The organism is Oceanobacillus jordanicus (genome assembly GCF_022095695.1).
Lineage (GTDB): Bacteria > Bacillota > Bacilli > Bacillales > Amphibacillaceae > Oceanobacillus_B > Oceanobacillus_B jordanicus.
The window spans coordinates 1-20,316 of record NZ_JAIFZM010000022.1 but is presented as its reverse complement, the minus strand read 5'-3'; the positions used below and the strand labels follow the sequence as shown (position 1 = coordinate 20,316).

Sequence of the window (20,316 nt, the reverse complement as noted above, 5' to 3'; positions counted from 1 at the left end):
GAAAATCCTTTCATCAAATGGTTGTCATACTGTCCAGCATTGGAAAGGATACTTCGTTCTTATTTATTTTTTTGGAAGTACTATTTTTTTTTACCTGTTTCGCAAGTTCTTCCTGTAATTCATCCTCTATTCCAAATATCTCAACAAACAGATCCAATGATTCTTTTGCTTTGTCATTGCCAGCCATTTCTTTTGCTTGTGTAACTGGCTGCTTTAAAAGCTGATTAATGATGCTTTTGGTATGTTTGTTAATTACTTTTTTCTCCCTATCTGTTAGGTCAGGGATCTTCCGCTCAATGCTTTGTACCGTTTCAGCTTGAATAGAAAGAGCTTTTTGGCGCAGTGCGGAAATAATAGGAACAACACCAAGCGTTTTTAACCATTCCTTAAAAGTAACAATTTCCCCTTCAATCATTATCTCAATCTGTTCCGCTGCTGCTTTTCTTGAAGCAAGGTTTTCATCCACAATATGCTGTAAATCATCAATATCATACAGGAATACATTATCCAATTCACTTATCGCAGGATCCAAATCTCTTGGGACCGCAATGTCCACTAAAAACAATGGACTGCCTTTGCGTTTTTTCTGAATTGGAGCAAGCATACTCTTAGTCAATACAACATCATCAGAACCTGTTGACGTAATTAGTATATCAGCATCAAGTAGGACATCTGATAACCCATTTAATGGAACCGCTTTTGCTGCGAATTTTTCTGCTAGCACTTCTGCTTTTTCCAATGTTCTATTTAATACCGTAATTTCCGTTGCTCCAGAACCTTGCAGGTTTTTGGCAGCAAGTTCACCCATTTTCCCAGCACCAAGAATTGCTACATGCTTGTTCTGCAAATCACCAAAAATTTTCTTTGCTAGCTCGACTGCAGCATAGCTAACTGATACAGCGTTTTGTCCTATAGCTGTATCTTTCTGCGCGCGTTTACCAAATGTGATCGCTTGCTTGAACAGCTCATTTAACACAGTTCCCGTTGTATCGCCCTCTTGGGAAGTTAAAAAGGCATACTTTACTTGCCCAAGGATTTGCGTCTCTCCAACGACCATGGAATCGAGGCCTGTTGTGACACGGAATAACTGTTCAATAGCAGCATCGTCCTCAGCAATTCGCAAATAGGTGGAAAGTTCTGCTTTATCAATATCAAACCAATCAGTCATGAATTTTTTAATATAATAACGTCCTGTATGGACTTGATCCACTACAGCATAAATTTCCGTACGATTACAGGTGGAAACAATAACATTTTCCAACACACTCTTTTGCTCATTTAACTTTACCATTGCATCAGAGAGTGCATCCTCGGAAAAAGTAAGGTTTTCCCTAATTTCGACTGGGGCTGTTTTGTAGTTAAACCCAACCTTCAGTATATGCATCACATCTACCCCCAAAAAACTTTCAAGCCAGTCCATCTTCGTGCCATGGCTTTCGACATATTAACTATATTATAACATGTGTATCCAGTCACATTGCAGAGAAATGTGAACAGATTCTGAAACAATGTGTTAGGATATAACGTATATGAATTAGTACGAATGTACTGTATCATAAATAAGATTGAATAGGCAAGAAATCAACCTATATTAGGAAAGGTTTGTGAAATAGTGAAAAAACAAAACGCACTTCCAGCATATATACTAATAGGAATCGGTATCTTTTTCTTATTGCGGCAATTAAAACTTCCGATTATAACCGATTTCTATTCATGGCAGACTATTATCATTATTATCGGTTTAGCTCTTCTTATACATAGTTATACTTCCAAAAGCTATCATAATCTATTCAGCGGCTCGGTTTTACTTGGTATCGGCATTCATTTGCACGGCATACAGCATTATGATTTTTGGATAGATCATTGGGCTGTATATCCTCTAATTATTGGGATTGCCTTCCTTGTTAGACGGACAAAGGTCAAACAAGGGCTTTTCCCTGGAGTCATCCTTACTGCCGTTTCTATCCTGCTTATATTCTCGGTATCACTCCCCCCTTGGCTCGATTGGGTCTATCAGGTGATTGATACACTTGAACAATTTTGGCCGGTTGTATTAATTGTAATTGGATTGTATTTACTTATGAAAAGGAAATAGGGGAAATCAGCCTTGTTAGCTGATTTCCCCTTGTTTTAACCCCTTTATAAGATGGAGCTTAAAAATGCTTTTGTCCGCTCCTCCTGTGGATGATCAAATAAATCAGATGGTATGCCAGTCTCCACAATTTTTCCATCGTGCATGTAGACCACCCAATCCCCAACTTCTCGAGCAAAGCCCATTTCATGTGTTACGACTACCATTGTCATTCCTTCCAACGCAAGCTCTTTCATGGTAGCTAGCACTTCTCCTACTAACTCTGGATCTAGTGCAGAAGTTGGCTCATCAAACAACATCACATCAGGCTTCATAGCAAGCGCTCGTGCAATCGCAACACGTTGCTTTTGTCCACCAGACAATGTTGACGGGTAAACATTATATTTGTCTCCAAGGCCAACTTTATCGAGCAGTTCTTTCCCTTCCTTTACTGCCTGCTGTCGACTAATTCCTTTCACCTGTATAGGTGCTTCTGTAACATTACCAAGAACCGTCTTATGAGGAAATAAGTTAAAATGCTGAAATACCATTCCAACCTTTTCTCTAATTTTATTTAAATTGTGGGTTTCTTTCTCCACATTTTCTGATTCAATCGTTATAGTCCCACTGTTTTTAATTTCGAGGAAATTTAAACAGCGCAATAATGTACTTTTTCCCGAACCACTAGCCCCAACTAATACGACAACATCACTTTCATTAACTGTCATATCTATGTCCTTCAGCACGTGTAAATCGCCAAAGGATTTATTAAGCTTATCCACTCGAATCATTTCTCTTACTTCACTCATCGTTTACCTCCCGAATCAATCGCTCCGTGCTAATTTCTTCTCAATTTTATTTACTATTAATGTAAGAATTAAAACAATGAACAGGTAGTAGATGGCAACCGTAATGAAATACGGTAAATAGTTAAACGTATTTGAACCCATTGAACTTGCCACACCAAATAAATCCTGCATTCCGATAAAGGAAACAAGGGAAGAATCCTTTATGCCAATAATGAATTGATTCCCCAAGGAGGGGACTGCCCTACGAAACGCTTGCGGTAAAATAATTCTCCGCATTGTCATACCACTTGTCATACCTAGAGAGCGACCTGCTTCTCTTTGTCCCTTATCGATTGACTGGATTGTCCCTCGAATGATTTCGGCAATATATGCACCACTATGAAATGCCAGACCTGCGACGCCCGCCCAGAACATTGGTATTAGAAATATATCTGTTAGTCCGTAAAACAAAATGAAGATTTGGACAACTAATGGCGTGCCGCGTACAATCCAGATATACAGATCAGCAATCCATTGTAAGATTTTAATGTTGGATATTTTTAAAATAGCAATAAATAAACCAATTACAAATGCGATTAACAGTGAAGCGATTGATAATTTGAAGGTAATCCATAATCCCTCTAAAAATAAATCAAAACTACCAACGAATATATCGTAAAATTCTAAAAGTGACGACAACAACATTCATCTCCTTATTCGTACAGATGTGCGCAAGGTATGCGCACATTTTCTCTTTATTCCGTTGTTTCTGGTTCTTCTGTAATATCTTCACCGATCCACTTTTCAGCTAGCTCTGCAAGTTCACCGCTGTCTTTCATCTCTTGAAGTGCTTCATCAATTGCATTAAGCAGTTCTTCATTTTCTTTGTTAACGGCAATTGCTTGATTACTCACTCCGAGTTGGCCACGATTTTCAATCACCAGCCCATTTTCAATCGCCGTGATGCCTGTTATATCATCGGTGATTACAGCGTCATGGTGACCACTTGCTAATGATTGTAGCGCCACTACATCACTGTCAACTTGGGGAATATTATCCGTGTATTCTTCCGCCATGGATACATAAGAAGAACCTCGTGATACGGATATTTCCTTGCCATTAAGGTCATCCGCCGAAGTTATATCACTATCAGGACGTGTATAAATAACCGGCCCTGAATAATAATATGGTTCTGTGAAATTAACCTGCTCTTTCCGCTCGTCCGTAATGGTATGACTAGCTACCGCGATATCGTAACGGCCCTCATTTACACCTGTAACAATGCCCGAGAACTTAGCCTTTTGCTGAACAGGTTCTAATCCTAGTTTTTCAGCAATGGCCTCCCCGACTGCGATATCATAACCAACCATCTCACTGCCTTCCATGTAACTAAATGGCTTAAACTCTCCTGAAGCAGCAAATGTAAGCTTGCCATCTTTTATCAGATTATAGTCCCCACCTGCTTCTGCTTCACCTGAATCAGTGTTTGTACTACCCTCTTCTGATCCGCACGCTGCCAATAATAAAATAATTAAAGCAGAAAAAATTGCAATATTCAGTCTTTTCATCCGTTAATCTCCCTCTCTTTAATATGCTACGTTGTTTTTATTCCGGATACACGCTTGTACTCGCTCTATTGTCGCGCACCGATAACTAAAATTATAGCAATCTACGCTGCTTACTACCAACCTCCTATCCTCCCATTTCACCACATGTATGTATAAATAATTTAAATATGGTGTAATTACCTCTCTCCTTCTTATATATACCCGTATTACCTCGTCAATACTCCTAAATTCTTAAAAATTTTTAAAAAGTCTATATTTCAAGGGATAGCATATTCTTTGCCTCTTAACTTCGCTTTAATTCCCATACCAAGGGTAGACTTTTTACCCTAATAAAAAAGCCAAACACCATTCAAATAATTTTGACTGGTGCTTGACTATATCTGTTAATTTAGCAAATTGCCCATCTAGAAGGAAACTTAAGTACAACAGAAGAGCGGAGATTAAGATATTCCCTAGAACAAGGTTAAATATATTGGCTTAGCAATCTCCACGCTTCTTCTTTGCCTTCCCCTGTTTCTGAGGAAAAAGGCAGGAGATGATCCTCTTCGTCCATTTCTAATGCCTTTTTTGTCCTTTTCACATGGCTAGCACGTTTGTTTTTAGGTACTTTATCAAGCTTTGTAGCAACAATGATAACACGCAGGTCATAATGTTTAAGAAAATGGTACATTTGAATATCATCGTTCGTTGGCTCATGGCGGATATCCGTTATTAACAATACGGCCTTAAGTGTTTCACGTGTTTCGAAATACTCCTCCATCATGACGCCCCACTTTTCTCTCTCCTTTTTAGAGACTTTGGCATAACCATACCCAGGGACATCTACAAAATAAAAAACATCATTTATTTTATAGAAATTGAGGGTTTGGGTCTTCCCAGGTTTGGATGAGGTTCTGGCAAGGTTTTTCCTATTAATAAGCTTATTTATAAAGGAAGATTTCCCAACGTTTGATCTTCCAGCCAATGCGATTTCTGGCAGGCGATCACCTGGATATTGCTTTTGACTTACTGCACTAATTACGATTTCTGCATTATTTACTTTCATTTTTCTCCTCCACCAGTGCATACTTTAGTACTTCATCTAAGTGTGAAACTTTGATAAAGGTTAATTCATTTCGCACGCTCTCCGGAATATCCTCTATATCTTTTTCATTGTCAGCCGGAATAATAATTGTCGTTATCCCTGCGCGGTGTGCACTTAAAGACTTTTCTTTAAGTCCCCCAATTGGAAGAACTCTTCCACGTAGCGTAATTTCCCCGGTCATCCCAACTTCTTTCTTCACTGCACGTCCTGTTAGTGCCGAAACTAGGGCGGTTGCCATCGTAATCCCTGCTGATGGTCCGTCCTTTGGCGTAGCACCCTCTGGAACGTGAATATGAATGTCGTATTTTTCATAAAAGTCAGGCGCTATTTTAAGTTCTGTAGCTCTTGAACGTATATAACTAAATGCAGCTTGTGCAGACTCCTGCATGACATCACCAAGCTTCCCAGTAAGTGTTAGCTTTCCTTTACCAGGATAGTGGGATACTTCAATAGAAAGTATGTCTCCACCAGCTGCTGTATATGCCAGACCTGTCGCTGTACCTACTTGATCTTCTTGTTCCCTTAGGCCATAACGATAAATAGGTTTGCCCAACAGCTCCTCAAGGCTTTTTTCGGTAATAATGACGCGCTTTTTCTCTTCAGATATTATGATCCTTGCAGCTTTTCTGCAAATTGTAGCAAGCTGCCTTTCTAAATTTCTAACTCCTGCTTCACGTGTGTATCTACGTATTAATTTTAATAATGCTTCATCTCTCATTTGTAGGGTGCTTTTCTTAAGCCCATTTTCTCTTAGTTGCTTTGGTAATAAATGTTCTTTCGCAATATGCAGCTTTTCCACTTCTGTATAACCGGCAATAGAGATAAGCTCCATCCGATCCAGCAAAGGCCCTGGAATATTGTTTACATAATTTGCGGTCGCAACAAATAATACGTTCGACAAATCATATGTTTCTTCAATAAAATGATCACTGAAGTTACTATTTTGTTCAGGGTCTAGTACTTCAAGCATTGCAGATGAGGGATCTCCACGGAAATCATTAGACATCTTATCAATTTCGTCTAAAAGAAAGACAGGGTTTATTGTCTTTGCCTTCTTCATCCCTTGGATAATCCTTCCTGGCATTGCACCAATATAGGTTCGACGGTGTCCTCGAATTTCAGCCTCGTCCCTAACACCACCTAGAGATATACGTACAAAGTTTCGATTAATGGATCGCGCAATCGATTTTGCCAGTGAAGTTTTCCCCACACCAGGAGGTCCTACAAGACAAAGGATTGGCCCCTTAATAGAATTGGTTAATTTTTGAACAGCAAGATACTCCAATATTCGTTCCTTCACTTTATCTAGCCCATAATGATCAGTGTTTAGGATATCCTCTGCCTTATTTATCTCAATGGTATCTTCAGATTGTTGCGTCCAAGGTAATGCAATTAGCCATTCTAAATAATTCCTAATGACAGAACTTTCCGCTGAGCTTTGTGGCACTTTCTCATAACGGTCTAATTCTTTTAGTGCAACCTCCAAAATATTTTCGGGCATATCGGAATTCGTTATTTTATCTTTTAACTGTCCAACTTCCCCTGTTTTGCCGTCTTTCTCTCCAAGTTCTTTCTGGATCGCCTTCATTTGTTCGCGTAAGTAATATTCTTTTTGCGTTTTTTCCATTGAGGTCTTTACTCGTTGCCCAATTTTTTTCTCAAGGTCAAGCACCTTTTTTTCGTTTGTGATAAGTTTAATAAGATATTTGAGTCTTGCTACGACATTCTGCGTTTCCAGCAATTCCTGTTTTTCTTTTATTTTTAGAGATAAATGCGAGGTAATGAGATCAGCTAGCCTTGAAGGCTCATCTATATCTGCAACCGTTGCATAGGTTTCTTTATTAACTTTTCGAGAAACGGATACATATTGTTCAAAAAGCCCTAATAAAGAGCGCATAAGTGCTTCCTCTTCGTTCGAGTCCCCGTGTATATCTTCTCTTTTTTCGATTTCTACCTGAAATGCATCACTACTATCTTCTGTGTAACGAATGATCTCACCGCGGTGTAAACCTTCAACCAATACACGCATTGTTCCATTAGGCAATTTTAACATTTGCTTCACTACTGCCATAGTCCCGATAGAATAGATATCTTGAGGCTCTGGTTCATCCATACTTACCTTCCTCTGTGCTACAAGAAAAATGGTTTGGTCTCCCATCATTGCTTGCTCAAGTGCAGCAATGGATTTATCTCTTCCTACATCCAAATGTATCACCATTGATGGAAAAACCAGTAATCCACGCAAAGGAAGGAGAGGGAGTTGTATTGTCTCTTTAGTCATGAAACGACCTCCGTATTTCGTTAATATGTATAATATAAGTTAAAATTCTTCTATGTGTTCTTAAAGTTTATATAAAGCTGTACCATTTGTAAACGCGAAATACTATACATCTTGTTTATATTGTAGCATTCCCTTCATCAACTCAACCTAATCAGAAAAATACTTCCCAATGGATTGGGGAATATTTTTGGATTAGCATAGGTGGAATTGAATTAGAATAGTACTTACAACTCTAGTCAAAGATGCAAAAAAAGACTGTCTTGGCAACTAAATCACTCAAGACAGTCTTGTGCTACCCGTTCCGTATCTTTGTAAAACAGCGATAAGCTTAGAAAGGCTTAGGCACTTTCTTTAGGCTCTTTATTTCCTTCTTTGACGGTTCCATCGCGGAAGATAAGTTTAGGACTGCCATTCTCTTCCAGTACGGTATCTTTCGTAATAACACATTTTTCAATATCATCTCTTGAAGGAAGTTCAAACATTACATCAAGCATAATCCCTTCAATAATGGACCTTAGACCACGGGCCCCTGTTTTTCGTTCAATTGCTTTCTTGGCAATTTCTTTTAATGCTTCTTCCTCAATTTCCAACTCTACATTATCAATTGAGAATAGTTTTTCGTATTGTTTTACGAGTGCATTTTTGGGTTTGGTCAGAATTTCTACAAGTGCTTCTTCATCTAATGGTGTCAAGCTACCAATTACAGGAATACGACCGATAAATTCAGGAATTAAACCGTAACGAAGTAGATCTTCTGGCAACACTTTAGAAAGTAGTTCACCCATTTCGAAATCCTGTTGCTTCTCATTTGAGCCAAACCCAATAACTTTTTTACCAAGACGACGTTTAATTACCTGGTCGATACCATCAAACGCTCCGCCAACGATAAACAAGATATTTGTTGTATCGATTTGAATGAATTCTTGATGAGGATGCTTACGTCCTCCTTGTGGTGGTACACTCGCTACAGTTCCTTCTAGAATTTTCAATAGCGCTTGCTGTACCCCTTCACCAGAAACGTCTCTTGTGATAGAAGGATTTTCAGACTTACGTGCAACCTTATCAATTTCATCAATATAAATGATGCCTTTTTCTGCTTTTTCTACATCGTAATCCGCTGCCTGGATCAGTTTAAGAAGGATATTTTCTACATCTTCTCCTACATAACCTGCTTCAGTTAAGGAAGTAGCGTCCGCCATTGCAAACGGCACATTAATGATTCTTGCCAACGTTTGAGCAAGAAGTGTTTTTCCGCTACCAGTTGGGCCAATCATTGAAATATTACTTTTAGACAATTCCACATCATCCCCAGTGGCTTTCGGGGAATTGATCCGTTTGTAGTGGTTGTATACAGCAACTGAAAGATTTTTCTTTGCTTTGTCCTGTCCAATTACGTAGTCATCTAGTATTTCACAGATCTCTTTTGGTTTTGGAATTTCTTTCAGTTCAGTATCTTCCTCTGTACCTAATTCCTCTTCCACAATTTCCGTGCAAAGCTCAATACATTCATCACATATATAAACGCCTGGTCCGGCAACTAGCTTACGTACTTGTTCTTGACTCTTTCCACAAAACGAACATTTCAGTTGTCCTTTTTCTTCATTAAACTTAAACATTAATTTCACCCCTAAAAGTTTAAATCTCCACCTGAATGGAATTTTCAGGATTCAACTTTCATAGTCATCATATCAGATCAAATTTAAAATACAAAGCGATACACTTTCATAACAATAGCATAATCTAATTATGGATAATAATCCGTAAAAGTCAAATCATACTACTTATACTATATGTAACTTTCTAAAATTAAGTATTTTTATTAAAACAGATAATCCATCATATTTTTTAGCCTAGGGGCTAAGATAATAAATGGAAAGTAATATGAGAAAACAAGGTGCGACTTCTCTGCACCTTGTTTTAGTATTTACCTTATCTAACTGAGTCTAAACAAAATTGTTTGAATTAGACAGTTTTACTGTTCTCAACAAGAAATTCAATTGCTTTGCGCATTTTAAGGTCGCCTTTTACAGCGTCAGTATTTCCGCCAAGCATTTGTTTCAACTGATCCAATTCAGTTCCGTACATAGACGCCATTTTTTCAAGCTCTGCTTCTACGTCTTCTTCGGTAACCTCAAGGTTCTCCTCGTTGACAATAGCTTCCAGTGTAAGGTTTGTTTTGACGCGTTTTTCAGCATCTTCTTTCATTTGTTCTTTCAACGCACTCTCATCTTGACCGGAAAATTGAGAATACATTTCCAATGTCATCCCTTGCGCTTGTAGACGCTGTTCAAATTCTTTAACCATTTGATCAAGCTCTGTATTAACCATTGCTTCAGGTATCTCAACCTGTGCATTTTCAGAAGCTTTTTCAATTAAGGTTTCTCTGGTTTGATTTTCAGCATCTTGTTTTCTTTGAGCTTCAAGTTCTTCTTTTTTCTTGCTCTTCAATTCTTCTAGAGTTTCTACTTCTTCGTCTACATCTTTAGCGAATTCATCATCAAGCTCAGGAAGTTCTTTTGCTTTTACTTCATTTAATTTCACTTTAAATATAGCTTTTTTACCTGCAAGTTCTTCAGCATGGTAATCTTCAGGGAATGTAACTTCAATTTCTGTTTCTTCACCAGGAGTTTTTCCAACTAATTGCTCTTCAAATCCTGGAATGAATTGCCCGGAGCCAATTTCCAGTGAATGGTTTTCACCTTTTCCACCTTCAAAAGCTTCTCCATCTAGGAAACCTTCAAAGTCCATAACAACAGTATCGCCTTCTTCAACGCTGCCTTCTTCTTTTACAATTAGTTCTGCGTGATGCTGACGTTGATGCTCCAATTCGTGGTTAACATCTTCATCTGTTACTTCAACAGACTGTTCTTCTACCTCAAGACCTTTGTATTCACCTAGTGTCACTTCTGGTTTAACTGTCACTTTAGCAGTGAAAACAAGTGGCTGACCTTGTTCAATTGTTTCAATATCAATTTCCGGCTGTGCTACTGGATCGATTCCTGCTTCTTCTACTGCACTGATATAAGCCTCTGGTAGAACAATGTCAACAGCATCTTGATACAATGCTTCTACACCAAAGCGGTTTTCAAAGATTTTACGCGGAATTTTCCCTTTACGGAATCCAGGAATTTGAACATCCTTGGAAACCTTTTTAAAAGCTTGATCTAATCCTTTATCAAACGTTTCTGCGGAGACTTCAAAAGTAAGTACTCCTTCATTTCCTTCTTGTTTTTCCCATTTTACTGACATAAAATTTCCCTCCAAAATCAAATCTATTGTTTCCAATCATTTTACACGTTCATTATGATAACTACTTATATAATGATCTAAATTTACAACCATCTTATTATAACATAATTACTATGCCTTTCAAGCATTTCAAGCCCAGCTTCTACTACTCTTCAATAATGCTTAAGTAGAGGGAGTCACATAGCATAACCTCTTCACTAAACTGTTGCATTTTGTCAGATTGTGACGACCCCTCTTCCATATGTATACCAAGGTATTCCTGGCCAACATGCTTTATTGCCTCAGCCAGCTGGAATACTTCCTCTGAAGGGGGAAGTATTGGATAATGCACATACAAGAAACGAAACAACAATTTTTCTAGCATTTCAAATAGCGTAGGGTTTTTCTGCTCCGTTTCTTCCAATAAACTTCTGGTTTGGTGTAATATCGCAATATCATCAAGCTTCTCTAACTCGGAAGGTGTTACGGTGTGTTCCCTTCCGAACTTATGTATGCCTACTTCTTGGTTATAGTCTGATTCCGTTAACCATTGCATAATTACCGTTTTGACAACAGGGTGTACTTTCTCATTAGTGAGCATTGGTGGAATCGTTTTAGTTGGCAATGCGGACATCTGCCTTAAACTTTCTATGATTCTCCACTGTTCTCGATGATCCTCTTCTTCAATAGCTTCAATGAGACCATTTAGTTGAGAGCTTGACTTCTCCACCGTTAAATCTGCTTTCATCTTACTGCTCATCGTGTATAACTGTCGAAATTGTTCTTCCAGTGGCGGTGGAACGTCACCCATTTCAAATTCATAATCCACTTGTTCCATTAACAATTCATACTGATTCGTCTGAAATAAAATCGTCAAATAAATATGTACGTAATGATAATAATGTTCATCTTTCTCTGTAAGTAATTCCTCACATATCTCTTGTGCTTCAGTATGTCGGTCCAATTCCATTAGACAAATTAGCTTCCCAATTATTATTTCATGGGATCTTATGTGGTAGCTTAACAATTTATCCAACTTAGAAAGGGCCTCTTCATACCTTTTATCTTTAAGGGCCTGCACACTCTCTTCTTCCAAAACATCTTTCCACTTTGGGAAGAGAATAACATTCTCTTTTTCTGTATGCTGCTGCATCAATTTCCTCCTTTCCAACGTATTTATTCTATTATTAATCAGTCAATAGAGATACATACCCTGATTTTGTATAAATAAACCTCTTACCAAAGAAATTTAAATACAATAAAACAGATTTTAGCCTGTTTCTTCATTTAGTTAACAAACTATAAGTAAGAAGAAGGTTTCGTCTGTATAAGTGCAAATCACCTACAGAATCGCCGTATACTATGTAGAACTAAGCTATGTAATTATAACATGAATCTAAGTGAACATGCCGAAATAGTAAGTGGTTATATACTTTAATCATTTTTCTAGAAAGTTTAACACATATACCTAATGTTTGCTATAACCCATTCTGAACAAAAAAACCTCACCATGCCGTCAAGGTCACTAAACTTTAAACTATCTCTTCTACTAAAAACAGACGATTGACTTGAGCAAACTGCCATTCCAAACTATCACTTTTAGAATAAGATACATTATCAAGATAAAAGGAGGGAAAACAATGGGAAAAAGAAGAAGTCAAAATAGAAGCTTTGATCAGGATGGAAACCAAGAATATTACTTTGCAAAAGCGCATGCAGATGTAGACTTTGACAGCGATATCGACGTGGACAACGACAATGACAATGAGAATGATCTAAAAAACAAGAACAAGAACAATAACTATAATATCGTAAAAGTCTATGTTAACGGTTGTGACGTTAGATCTGCTAGTGAGAATGAAGAAGTTGATGCAGAGGAAGAGGAAGCTGAAGAAGTTGAACAACAACCTAGAAAAAGGTGCAGAAATAATAGGAACAACGTATTTGGCGCAAATCAACGTAACCAAAAACACAGAAGTTAAATTGTAGTGTTATGTGAAATGTAGCAGAGTCTGCTTTCTTTATTTGTAAAGAGAGCAGACTCTCTTTTAATTCTATTTAATAGACACAGGTTTTTTATAGTATTTTTCGAACGAAATAGTTATTAGGCTATAGTAGTTAGAATAACCGCTATCCCGTTAAAAGTTCCATGAATGATCATCCCAGGTATAATAGAATTTGTTTTTTCGTAAGTCCAAGCGAAAATTAAACCGGAAATAAAATTGACAGGCAACGTATTATACGTAGGAATGTGAACAAGCGTAAATATTGTGGAGCTAAAGAATAGGGCAGGTACTAAACCCCATTTAACTCTAAACCACTTATAAAGAAAGCCTCTGTAAAAGATCTCTTCATATACGGGAGAAATTATTGCGGCTGAGACAAAGCCAATCGTTATAGTTATCCAGTTCATACTTTGTTTCAAGGATTGTGTTTTATTATTATCAGTACCTATACCAAATAAGTCCATTATGCTTACAAGCGCGATACTCGTTGCAATTAAGATTAGGAGCCAAACAAATATCCGTTTCCAATAATCCTTCTTAAAGGAATGAATCCCTATTTTTCTCCAACTATAATTAAATGGTCTTAAAGCCACCACATACACAGCAGTAGTAAAAACAATCGCCATAATCAATCCTGTTAACGTACCTGCATATAGATTACTGTGGAAAATGTTGCTTAATAGGTCTTGTAATAGTCCTTCTAACGCGAAAGGTACAATTACAAAAGTAAGTATCAGTAAAATGATAAGTTCCTTAGCTGTCCATTTTGCTTCAAAAAAATGTTTCAATTCTGATTCCTCCAAATATAATATGGTATATTTAGAATAAAAGATTACGCTACGTAACCTGCAAGCATAAAAGGGGAATTTTTTATGAAATATTTTTCTACCGGTGAAGTTGCAATAAAACTAAACATAACAAAACGTACAATCCGTTATTACGATAGCATTGGCTTGGTAGTGCCAGATGTGAAAGATCAGAATGGTAAGCGATGCTACACAGAAGAGGATGTTCTACTTCTGCAAAAAGTCCTACTACTAAAATCTACTTCTATGTCTTTGGTTAATATTAAAAAAATGATTAACCAAATTTCAATAGAACAAATTGTGGCAATCCATAAGGAACAACTTCTTACAAATATAGAAGATTTAAAGAAGGCCTTAGCCTACACACATTCGCTTATTAATACAATTAAGTTGGAAGGCTCCATACCATGGGAGCGACTTTTACCACTTGTTTCCAAAGATCTTGATTCTAGCAATGAGAATAAAAATAAGGTAATGAATAAGTTATTTGTTGAGGAAGAAAAAGAAATTTTGGAGAATAACCTCCCCAAAATGGGGTCAGATTCATCCAGTATTAAAAAATGGATTAATTTAATAAGAAGAATTGAATTAAGTATGAATGCAGGGAACTCCCCTAGCTCCGTTGAAGCTCAAATTATAGCGGAAGATACGTTACTATTATTGAAAGACATGTTTAATGGAAATAGTGATTTGGAAAGAAAATTTTGGGAGGCTAGAAAATCAAAAGAAGATTCACAGGCAATGAAATTATATCCAATCGATGAAAGCATTCTAGAATATTTGGATGAAGCGATAGAACAATATAATAAGGTGAGAACTTAGTGTAAAAGAAGCCCAGATTGCCAGAGGGCTTTTTTAATACATTAAAATAGAATATAAAAAAACCTTACAAACGAAGTGTTTGCAAGGTTTTTTTGAGACGTCCCAGGCAGGATTCGAACCTGCGACCCACAGCTTAGAAGGCTGTTGCTCTATCCTGCTGAGCTACTGGGACAAGTATGTATGGAGCGGGTGAAGGGAATCGAACCCTCATCATCAGCTTGGAAGGCTGAGGTTTTACCACTAAACTACACCCGCATGGAATATGTAATTGTGTTTTCATTATAACACATTTTATAAATGGGTCTTTACTGCCTCTATAAAACAAAGTATGTATTATTTCTTACTCATTTCGTTCGTTACTTTTTTAACGGACAAGAAATATTATATTAATAAATCGAGAAAATGTCAACACTTTATTAAAAAAAGATTAAAACCTGCCTGGCTTGGTAAAAAATAGCCTAGCAGGTCTCTCTTTCTTCGTTTATATGGAAGCACGAGTAGCTAAATCTTTTACTTCTTTTCCATCCAATGTGTAAAATGTGACGTATATTTCACCTGGTGTTTCCCACTCCATGATAGCATAAGTCTTTTCCATTCTTCCTCTTGGCTGGCGAATACTTCCTGGATTTATAAATAACTGGTCATTCACCTGTTGCGCACCTGCTACATGCGTATGACCAAAACAAATGACCTGTGCACCTAATTCCTCAGCACGATACCCAGCTGTTAACAAATTTTGTTTTACATTATGCAAATGTCCATGCACAGCAAGGATTTTAACTTTATCAATTTCCATTGTCTGTTCTTCTGGATATCTTGTGTCCATGTCACAATTTCCTGCTACTTTAAAGAAACCTTCCATCTCTTCAGAATCAAGATCCAGTTCAGAATCTCCACAGTGGATCATGTATTCTAAATTATGCTCTTTTTTAATTTGCAGTAATTCATCTGTTAACCCATGACTATCACTTATTATAAGAACCTTTGTCATTTATCATCACCCCAACTATGTATAATCTCACAGCGGCAACATGATTAGAGAAAACCAATTCTTTATGCTTTTCCTTCTTTGTACCCTTTTATCCATTCATCAAACTGCTGAATAGCTTTCGTCCTATGGCTAATACGATTCTTTTCTTCGGTAGTTAATTCAGCCATCGTCTTCTCTTGATCGCTTGGTATAAAAATAGGGTCATAGCCAAAACCGTTTGTTCCGCTTTTTGTTTCCGCAATGTGTCCCTCACAGAAGCCAGTTCGAAAGATTGTTTTCTCTCCAGGAATGGATAACGCAATAACACAAACAAATCGGGCGGTGCGCTCCAACCTGGATACTCCTTGCAGCTTCTTTAATACTTTGCCCATGTTGGCATCATCGTTTTTATCGAGGCCAGCATATCTGGCCGAATATACACCTGGTTCACCATTCAGAGCGTTAATTACTAATCCTGAATCATCCGCAAGTACAGGTATCCCCAATTTTGCAGAAATTTCTTCGGCTTTTAGTGCTGCATTTTCCTCAAAGGTAACACCAGTTTCTTCAACATCTGGTATGTCTTCCGTAAGATCAAGCATAGACAATGCCTCGATTTGATAACGGGAAAAGAATTGCTTAAATTCAGCAGCTTTTCCTGCATTTCTAGTCGCTATGAGAACTTGTTCCATTACAATCACTCCGTTATTCTTTTGTTTCACCAATTCGTTCAGCTAAGTCACCAATTGTATCACGTTGAATTTCAAAGATCTGTTCTATTCCCTCTCCAGCTAACTTAAGCATTGTCTGTAATTGATTAGCTGTAAAGGTAGCTTCCTCACCTGTACCCTGTATTTCTACAAATTCTTGCTGTCCAGTCATGACGATGTTCATGTCAACATTCGCTTGGGAATCTTCTTCATAATTTAAATCTAATATTTCCGTGCCATCTGGTAAAACACCCACTGATACGGCACCAAGAAATTGTGTTACAGGCATCTTTTTGATTTTCTTTGCTTCTAGTAGTTTGCCGAATGCCAGGACGACTGCAACAAATGCGCCTGTAATAGAAGCTGTACGCGTACCACCATCCGCTTGAATAACATCACAATCTACCCAGACGGTGCGCTCTCCTATACTGTCCAAGTCCACAACCGAACGCAAAGCTCTGCCAATTAAACGTTGAATCTCCATTGTTCTTCCACTAACTTTCCCTTTAGAAGATTCACGAATATTTCGCTGTTCTGTAGCCCTCGGTAGCATAGCATACTCAGCAGTAATCCAGCCCTTTCCCTGACCACGAAGAAATGGTGGAACTCTGTCTTCAATGCTTGCATTGCATATTACTTTTGTATTTCCTACCTCAATTAACACAGAGCCTTCTGGATGTGTAATATAGTTCGCTGTAATATTTACAGACCGTAAACTATTTATTTTTCTTTCATCGTTTCTCATGAATGTCTCCTCCTTGTTTCAACCAATAGCTTAACATATTTTGCACGAAATCAACACGTTAATACATTATAAGAAAAGGGTATTTTGAGTCCCGAATCTAAACATCAAAAATAAAAAAGAGGCTATATTGCTTAGCCCCTTCGCTTAAAGCTTTTCAGTTGGTGTAAATTGTTGTTTCGTTACAGGCTCCTCGTATGTCTCGCCGTTTTCATTGACCAGTTGCTCGACATTCTCCACTTTTACATCAACTGCTTCAATACCTTGCTGCTCTGTCAATGTCCTTACAATCGTCTCCATCACCTCGTCCGCGATAACGCCTTCCCCATCTTTCAGTAAGATATCTTCATTAAATGTTAGGTTCAATACACCATCACTAAGTGTTGGTTCCCCTGTCAGGAGTGTAGTAGAATTAAAGACGTGCTGCACGTTCGTATTAAAACCAGGTCCCTCGAGTAGAGATTGTATAATGGAAGCATAAATTTCTTCATCATTTGTCTCTACATATTGTGTTACTGGAACGTAATAGCGATTCTCATCATGCTCTGTCGGGTAATACATCGTAACAGCTTTACTATTAATTAAATCAGTAGTGTCTGTTTCTGTAACATTAATACCGTTTGCCCTAGAATAACCTTCACCAATTGGGGTACCATTGACTGGCATTTCTTTTACCGCATGTCCATTAATTTGCAGCTGAACGGTATTAACATTTTCGAACTGGGTCAGTGTATGTGTTATTGATTCAAGTATTTGTAATTCCTCTTTTGCATCATAGTCTTGAAACTCCTCTGAGAAATCGACCACTATTGTTCCGTCTTCCTGAAGATTCACTCCAAGAATTTGTGTCCCTTCTGGAAGCACAGCCTGGAATCCATTTGGCAACATGGAAGTGACTGGTCCACCTTTAACTAAGTGTTCCAATACTTGAGAAGCTACCTCTTTTGATTCTGGATTAGGCAATTCTATAGTCTGTGCCGCTACCATGCCATTTGCATCCACTAAGTACAGTTCTCTTGGTACAGTTTCGTTTACGCTTGTTTCTTCACCGTCCCCTGCCACACTTTCATTATCTTCCCCGTCTTCTATATTATCAACGGGTGATGCATTTTGTGGTGGATCCATGTCCTCCAGCGATTCCTCTCCCTGGAAACAACCTGATAATAATATGGCCATTGTAATACTTCCTGTTAATAATATCCCGCGCTTATACATGTCTTTCCCCCCTAGGATGGTTTGTACTACTATGTATACGAGCCTCCAGTGAAAATAGACCAAAACAAGATAAAAATAAGTGAGAAAGAAATAAGTGCACTTTATAAATAAGTTGAAAAATTAGTATGTTTGGCGATTTTGCAAGATAAGGCCATCCTTTCTAATAGATAAATAAAAAACCCAGTAACCTATGAAACTAGGTTTTCTGGGTTTGCCCAAGTTGAGCTTTTTTTATGGTAACCATTTGTAAATATGGATCTTTGAATATACTTTTAGCAATCTCAATAAAGATTTCCAACTCACCTGTTGTATAAAACTCGTGAACAGGTATGACATCACCTGTTTTAATAATCTTATGCACATCGAGGATAGTACTCGTTTCTCTGGCTGTTTCTTCACTCGAGGAGATAACTGTCACCTGTTCTCCCATCACATTTTGAATCGTTTGTTTAAGCAAAGGATAGTGAGTACAGCCAAGTATCAATGTATCCATCTCGCCTTCCATTAGAGGAGATAGTGATGACTCTACAACTTCCTGGGCTTTTTTACCGGTTAATATCCCCTGTTCAACCATCGGTACGAATAACGGACAGGCCAGTGCATTTACTTTAATGCTTGAATGGATGCTTTCAAGTGCCTTGGTATAAGCCTCACTACGAATTGTTCCTTCTGTTCCAATAACACCAATATTATTATTTCTTGTAAACTTAATAGCAGCCCTTGCACCAGGTTGAATAACACCGATAACCGGAATATCTAACTTCTCTTGTAGTTCCTGTAGTGTAAACGCTGTTGCAGTATTACATGCCACCACGAGCATTTTAATATTTTTCTCCAACAAAAAATCTACTAACTCCCAAGTGAACTTTTTCACTTCTTCTTCCGATCTAGGTCCATACGGGCATCTAGCTGTGTCTCCAAGATAGATTAATTTTTCTTTCGGCAGCTGCCTCATCAGCTCATATGCTACCGTGAGTCCGCCTACCCCAGAGTCGATGACCCCGATTGCCTGCTCCACAAAAATCCCCTCTACTTTTCTATTATTTTTTATCTACTTGTATCATTTCTTCATGTAAAAAATCGAGTAGTTCACTTAATTGCTCTGTTTGTTCAAGGGAAAATTTATCAAGCACTTCACCAAGATATTCCTGCCTCTTTTGAATTACCTCTTCAATGATGGATTCTCCCTTTTCCAACACATGAATTCGGACTACCCTTCTGTCCTTGGAATCGCGAACGCGTTCTACCAGTTCATTTCTTTCCATACGATCCACCAAATCAGTCGTTGTACTAAATGCCAAACTAATTTTATTTGATAATTCACCTATTGTTAAGTCGCCTTCTTCAAGCAACCATTGCAATGCAACAAACTGCGGGGAGGTAATAGGATAATTATTTAAAATCTTACGTCCATTTTGTTTAATGATACCTGATATATAGCGCATACGTTTTTCTATTTTGTTTATTGTGATCGTAGATGCATCGGTTTTCAAAAATGTAACCCCCTAATGATCTTTCATTGTTAACCACTATCATGTAAACAGGATTTCAACCTATAATATTCAGTAAACAGTCAAAATGTTTCATTTTAAAGTAGTCCTATTCTACTGTTCCCATTATAGCCACAATTGGTATAAAAATAAATGATTAACCTATTATACCAAAATTTCATCTGTTTCACAGTGAAGTTATTGGAATTGTACGCACCGTTTTCTCATTCCCTTCATACTTTATAGAGACTAAATAATTTCCCTTCAATTTGCAGCTCTATAAGAGCAAGGAGGGGTTAACATTTGAAGGACAACGAGTTTAAACCGAAGCAACTACTGACAAAGCGAGAGAAGGAAGTATTCGAATTGTTAGTACAGGATAAAACAACAAAAGACATTGCTCAGGAGCTTTTCATATCAGAAAAAACTGTCCGCAATCACATTTCAAATGCTATGCAAAAGTTAGGAGTCAAGGGGCGATCACAAGCTGTTGTAGAGCTCCTTCGTATGGGGGAATTAAAGCTCTAGATTAAAA

Annotated in this window: 20 protein-coding genes and 2 tRNA genes; 4 read left to right on the top strand and 18 right to left on the bottom strand. The window is 37.7% G+C overall.

Annotated features, from left to right (window positions below):
* Positions 1-13 precede the first annotated feature (13 nt).
* Positions 14-1,384, bottom strand: a complete 1,371-nt coding sequence (gene hemA / locus K3T81_RS18210) for a glutamyl-tRNA reductase (protein ID WP_238022063.1) — start codon at positions 1,382-1,384, stop codon at positions 14-16.
* Between the two features lie 228 nt (positions 1,385-1,612).
* Between hemA and K3T81_RS18205 the strand changes: the two genes are divergently transcribed.
* Positions 1,613-2,095, top strand: a complete 483-nt coding sequence (locus K3T81_RS18205) for a LiaI-LiaF-like domain-containing protein (RefSeq protein WP_106897070.1) — start codon at positions 1,613-1,615, stop codon at positions 2,093-2,095.
* A 44-nt stretch (positions 2,096-2,139) separates the two neighbouring features.
* On the opposite strand, the gene K3T81_RS18200 is transcribed toward K3T81_RS18205, so the two are convergent.
* The 8 genes from K3T81_RS18200 to K3T81_RS18165 all read right to left on the bottom strand — a co-directional run bounded on the left by K3T81_RS18200 (position 2,140) and on the right by K3T81_RS18165 (position 12,173).
* Positions 2,140-2,880 (bottom strand): amino acid ABC transporter ATP-binding protein, encoded by a 741-nt coding sequence (locus K3T81_RS18200; RefSeq protein ID WP_275949851.1) that lies wholly within the window; start codon positions 2,878-2,880, stop codon positions 2,140-2,142.
* A 15-nt stretch (positions 2,881-2,895) separates the two neighbouring features.
* Positions 2,896-3,564 carry an amino acid ABC transporter permease gene (locus K3T81_RS18195; protein WP_106897072.1) on the bottom strand — a complete coding sequence of 223 codons (669 nt, stop codon included), beginning with the start codon at positions 3,562-3,564 and terminating at the stop codon, positions 2,896-2,898.
* Positions 3,565-3,614: 50 nt separating this feature from the next.
* Positions 3,615-4,427 (bottom strand): transporter substrate-binding domain-containing protein, encoded by an 813-nt coding sequence (locus tag K3T81_RS18190; RefSeq protein ID WP_238022062.1) that lies wholly within the window; start codon positions 4,425-4,427, stop codon positions 3,615-3,617.
* A gap of 463 nt (positions 4,428-4,890) precedes the next feature.
* Positions 4,891-5,472 carry a ribosome biogenesis GTP-binding protein YihA/YsxC gene (yihA, locus tag K3T81_RS18185; RefSeq protein ID WP_106897074.1) on the bottom strand — a complete coding sequence of 194 codons (582 nt, stop codon included), beginning with the start codon at positions 5,470-5,472 and terminating at the stop codon, positions 4,891-4,893.
* Positions 5,459-7,792: an endopeptidase La gene (lon, locus tag K3T81_RS18180; protein ID WP_238022061.1), complete on the bottom strand. Its 2,334-nt coding sequence runs from the start codon at positions 7,790-7,792 to the stop codon at positions 5,459-5,461. Before lon ends, yihA begins: the two co-directional genes overlap by 14 nt.
* A gap of 338 nt (positions 7,793-8,130) precedes the next feature.
* Positions 8,131-9,408 carry an ATP-dependent protease ATP-binding subunit ClpX gene (gene clpX / locus K3T81_RS18175; protein ID WP_036572235.1) on the bottom strand — a complete coding sequence of 426 codons (1,278 nt, stop codon included), beginning with the start codon at positions 9,406-9,408 and terminating at the stop codon, positions 8,131-8,133.
* Positions 9,409-9,754: 346 nt separating this feature from the next.
* On the bottom strand, positions 9,755-11,041 hold the full coding sequence (gene tig, locus K3T81_RS18170) for a trigger factor (RefSeq protein WP_106897076.1): 1,287 nt from the start codon (positions 11,039-11,041) through the stop codon (positions 9,755-9,757).
* 145 nt (positions 11,042-11,186) lie between these two features.
* Positions 11,187-12,173 (bottom strand): DUF3196 family protein, encoded by a 987-nt coding sequence (locus K3T81_RS18165; RefSeq protein ID WP_106897077.1) that lies wholly within the window; start codon positions 12,171-12,173, stop codon positions 11,187-11,189.
* Positions 12,174-12,660: 487 nt separating this feature from the next.
* Between K3T81_RS18165 and K3T81_RS18160 the strand changes: the two genes are divergently transcribed.
* A complete protein-coding gene (locus tag K3T81_RS18160; protein WP_238022060.1) occupies positions 12,661-13,002 on the top strand; it encodes a hypothetical protein in 342 nt (113 codons plus the stop codon).
* Between the two features lie 122 nt (positions 13,003-13,124).
* Here K3T81_RS18160 and K3T81_RS18155 read toward each other — a convergent pair whose 3' ends face one another.
* The gene (locus K3T81_RS18155) at positions 13,125-13,814 is read right to left on the bottom strand and encodes a CPBP family intramembrane glutamic endopeptidase (RefSeq protein ID WP_238022059.1); all 690 of its coding nucleotides are present in this window, start codon (positions 13,812-13,814) and stop codon (positions 13,125-13,127) included.
* A gap of 84 nt (positions 13,815-13,898) precedes the next feature.
* On the opposite strand from K3T81_RS18155, the gene K3T81_RS18150 reads away from it, so the two are divergent.
* On the top strand, positions 13,899-14,654 hold the full coding sequence (locus K3T81_RS18150; protein ID WP_238022058.1) for a MerR family transcriptional regulator: 756 nt from the start codon (positions 13,899-13,901) through the stop codon (positions 14,652-14,654).
* Positions 14,655-14,752: 98 nt separating this feature from the next.
* Here the strand turns inward: K3T81_RS18150 and K3T81_RS18145 are convergent.
* The 8 genes from K3T81_RS18145 to K3T81_RS18110 form a co-directional block, all read right to left on the bottom strand.
* Positions 14,753-14,826, bottom strand: a tRNA-Arg gene (locus K3T81_RS18145).
* A 9-nt stretch (positions 14,827-14,835) separates the two neighbouring features.
* Positions 14,836-14,909, bottom strand: a tRNA-Gly gene (locus tag K3T81_RS18140).
* 226 nt (positions 14,910-15,135) lie between these two features.
* Positions 15,136-15,645 (bottom strand): metallophosphoesterase, encoded by a 510-nt coding sequence (locus K3T81_RS18135; protein WP_106897082.1) that lies wholly within the window; start codon positions 15,643-15,645, stop codon positions 15,136-15,138.
* Between the two features lie 62 nt (positions 15,646-15,707).
* Complete coding sequence (locus K3T81_RS18130; RefSeq protein WP_238022057.1) at positions 15,708-16,316, bottom strand: XTP/dITP diphosphatase; 609 nt, start codon at positions 16,314-16,316, stop codon at positions 15,708-15,710.
* 13 nt (positions 16,317-16,329) lie between these two features.
* Positions 16,330-17,079, bottom strand: a complete 750-nt coding sequence (gene rph, locus K3T81_RS18125; RefSeq protein ID WP_238022056.1) for a ribonuclease PH — start codon at positions 17,077-17,079, stop codon at positions 16,330-16,332.
* Between the two features lie 144 nt (positions 17,080-17,223).
* Entirely contained in the window at positions 17,224-18,291 is a 1,068-nt protein-coding gene (locus tag K3T81_RS18120; RefSeq protein WP_238022055.1) for a GerMN domain-containing protein, read from the bottom strand.
* Between the two features lie 196 nt (positions 18,292-18,487).
* Positions 18,488-19,309: a glutamate racemase gene (gene racE, locus K3T81_RS18115; protein ID WP_106897086.1), complete on the bottom strand. Its 822-nt coding sequence runs from the start codon at positions 19,307-19,309 to the stop codon at positions 18,488-18,490.
* A 22-nt stretch (positions 19,310-19,331) separates the two neighbouring features.
* Positions 19,332-19,736, bottom strand: a complete 405-nt coding sequence (locus tag K3T81_RS18110; protein WP_390620588.1) for a MarR family winged helix-turn-helix transcriptional regulator — start codon at positions 19,734-19,736, stop codon at positions 19,332-19,334.
* Between the two features lie 348 nt (positions 19,737-20,084).
* Here K3T81_RS18110 and K3T81_RS18105 point away from each other — a divergent pair, with 348 nt between their 5' ends.
* Positions 20,085-20,309, top strand: coding sequence for a helix-turn-helix domain-containing protein (locus tag K3T81_RS18105; RefSeq protein WP_036572221.1), 225 nt, complete (start codon positions 20,085-20,087; stop codon positions 20,307-20,309).
* Positions 20,310-20,316 lie beyond the last annotated feature (7 nt).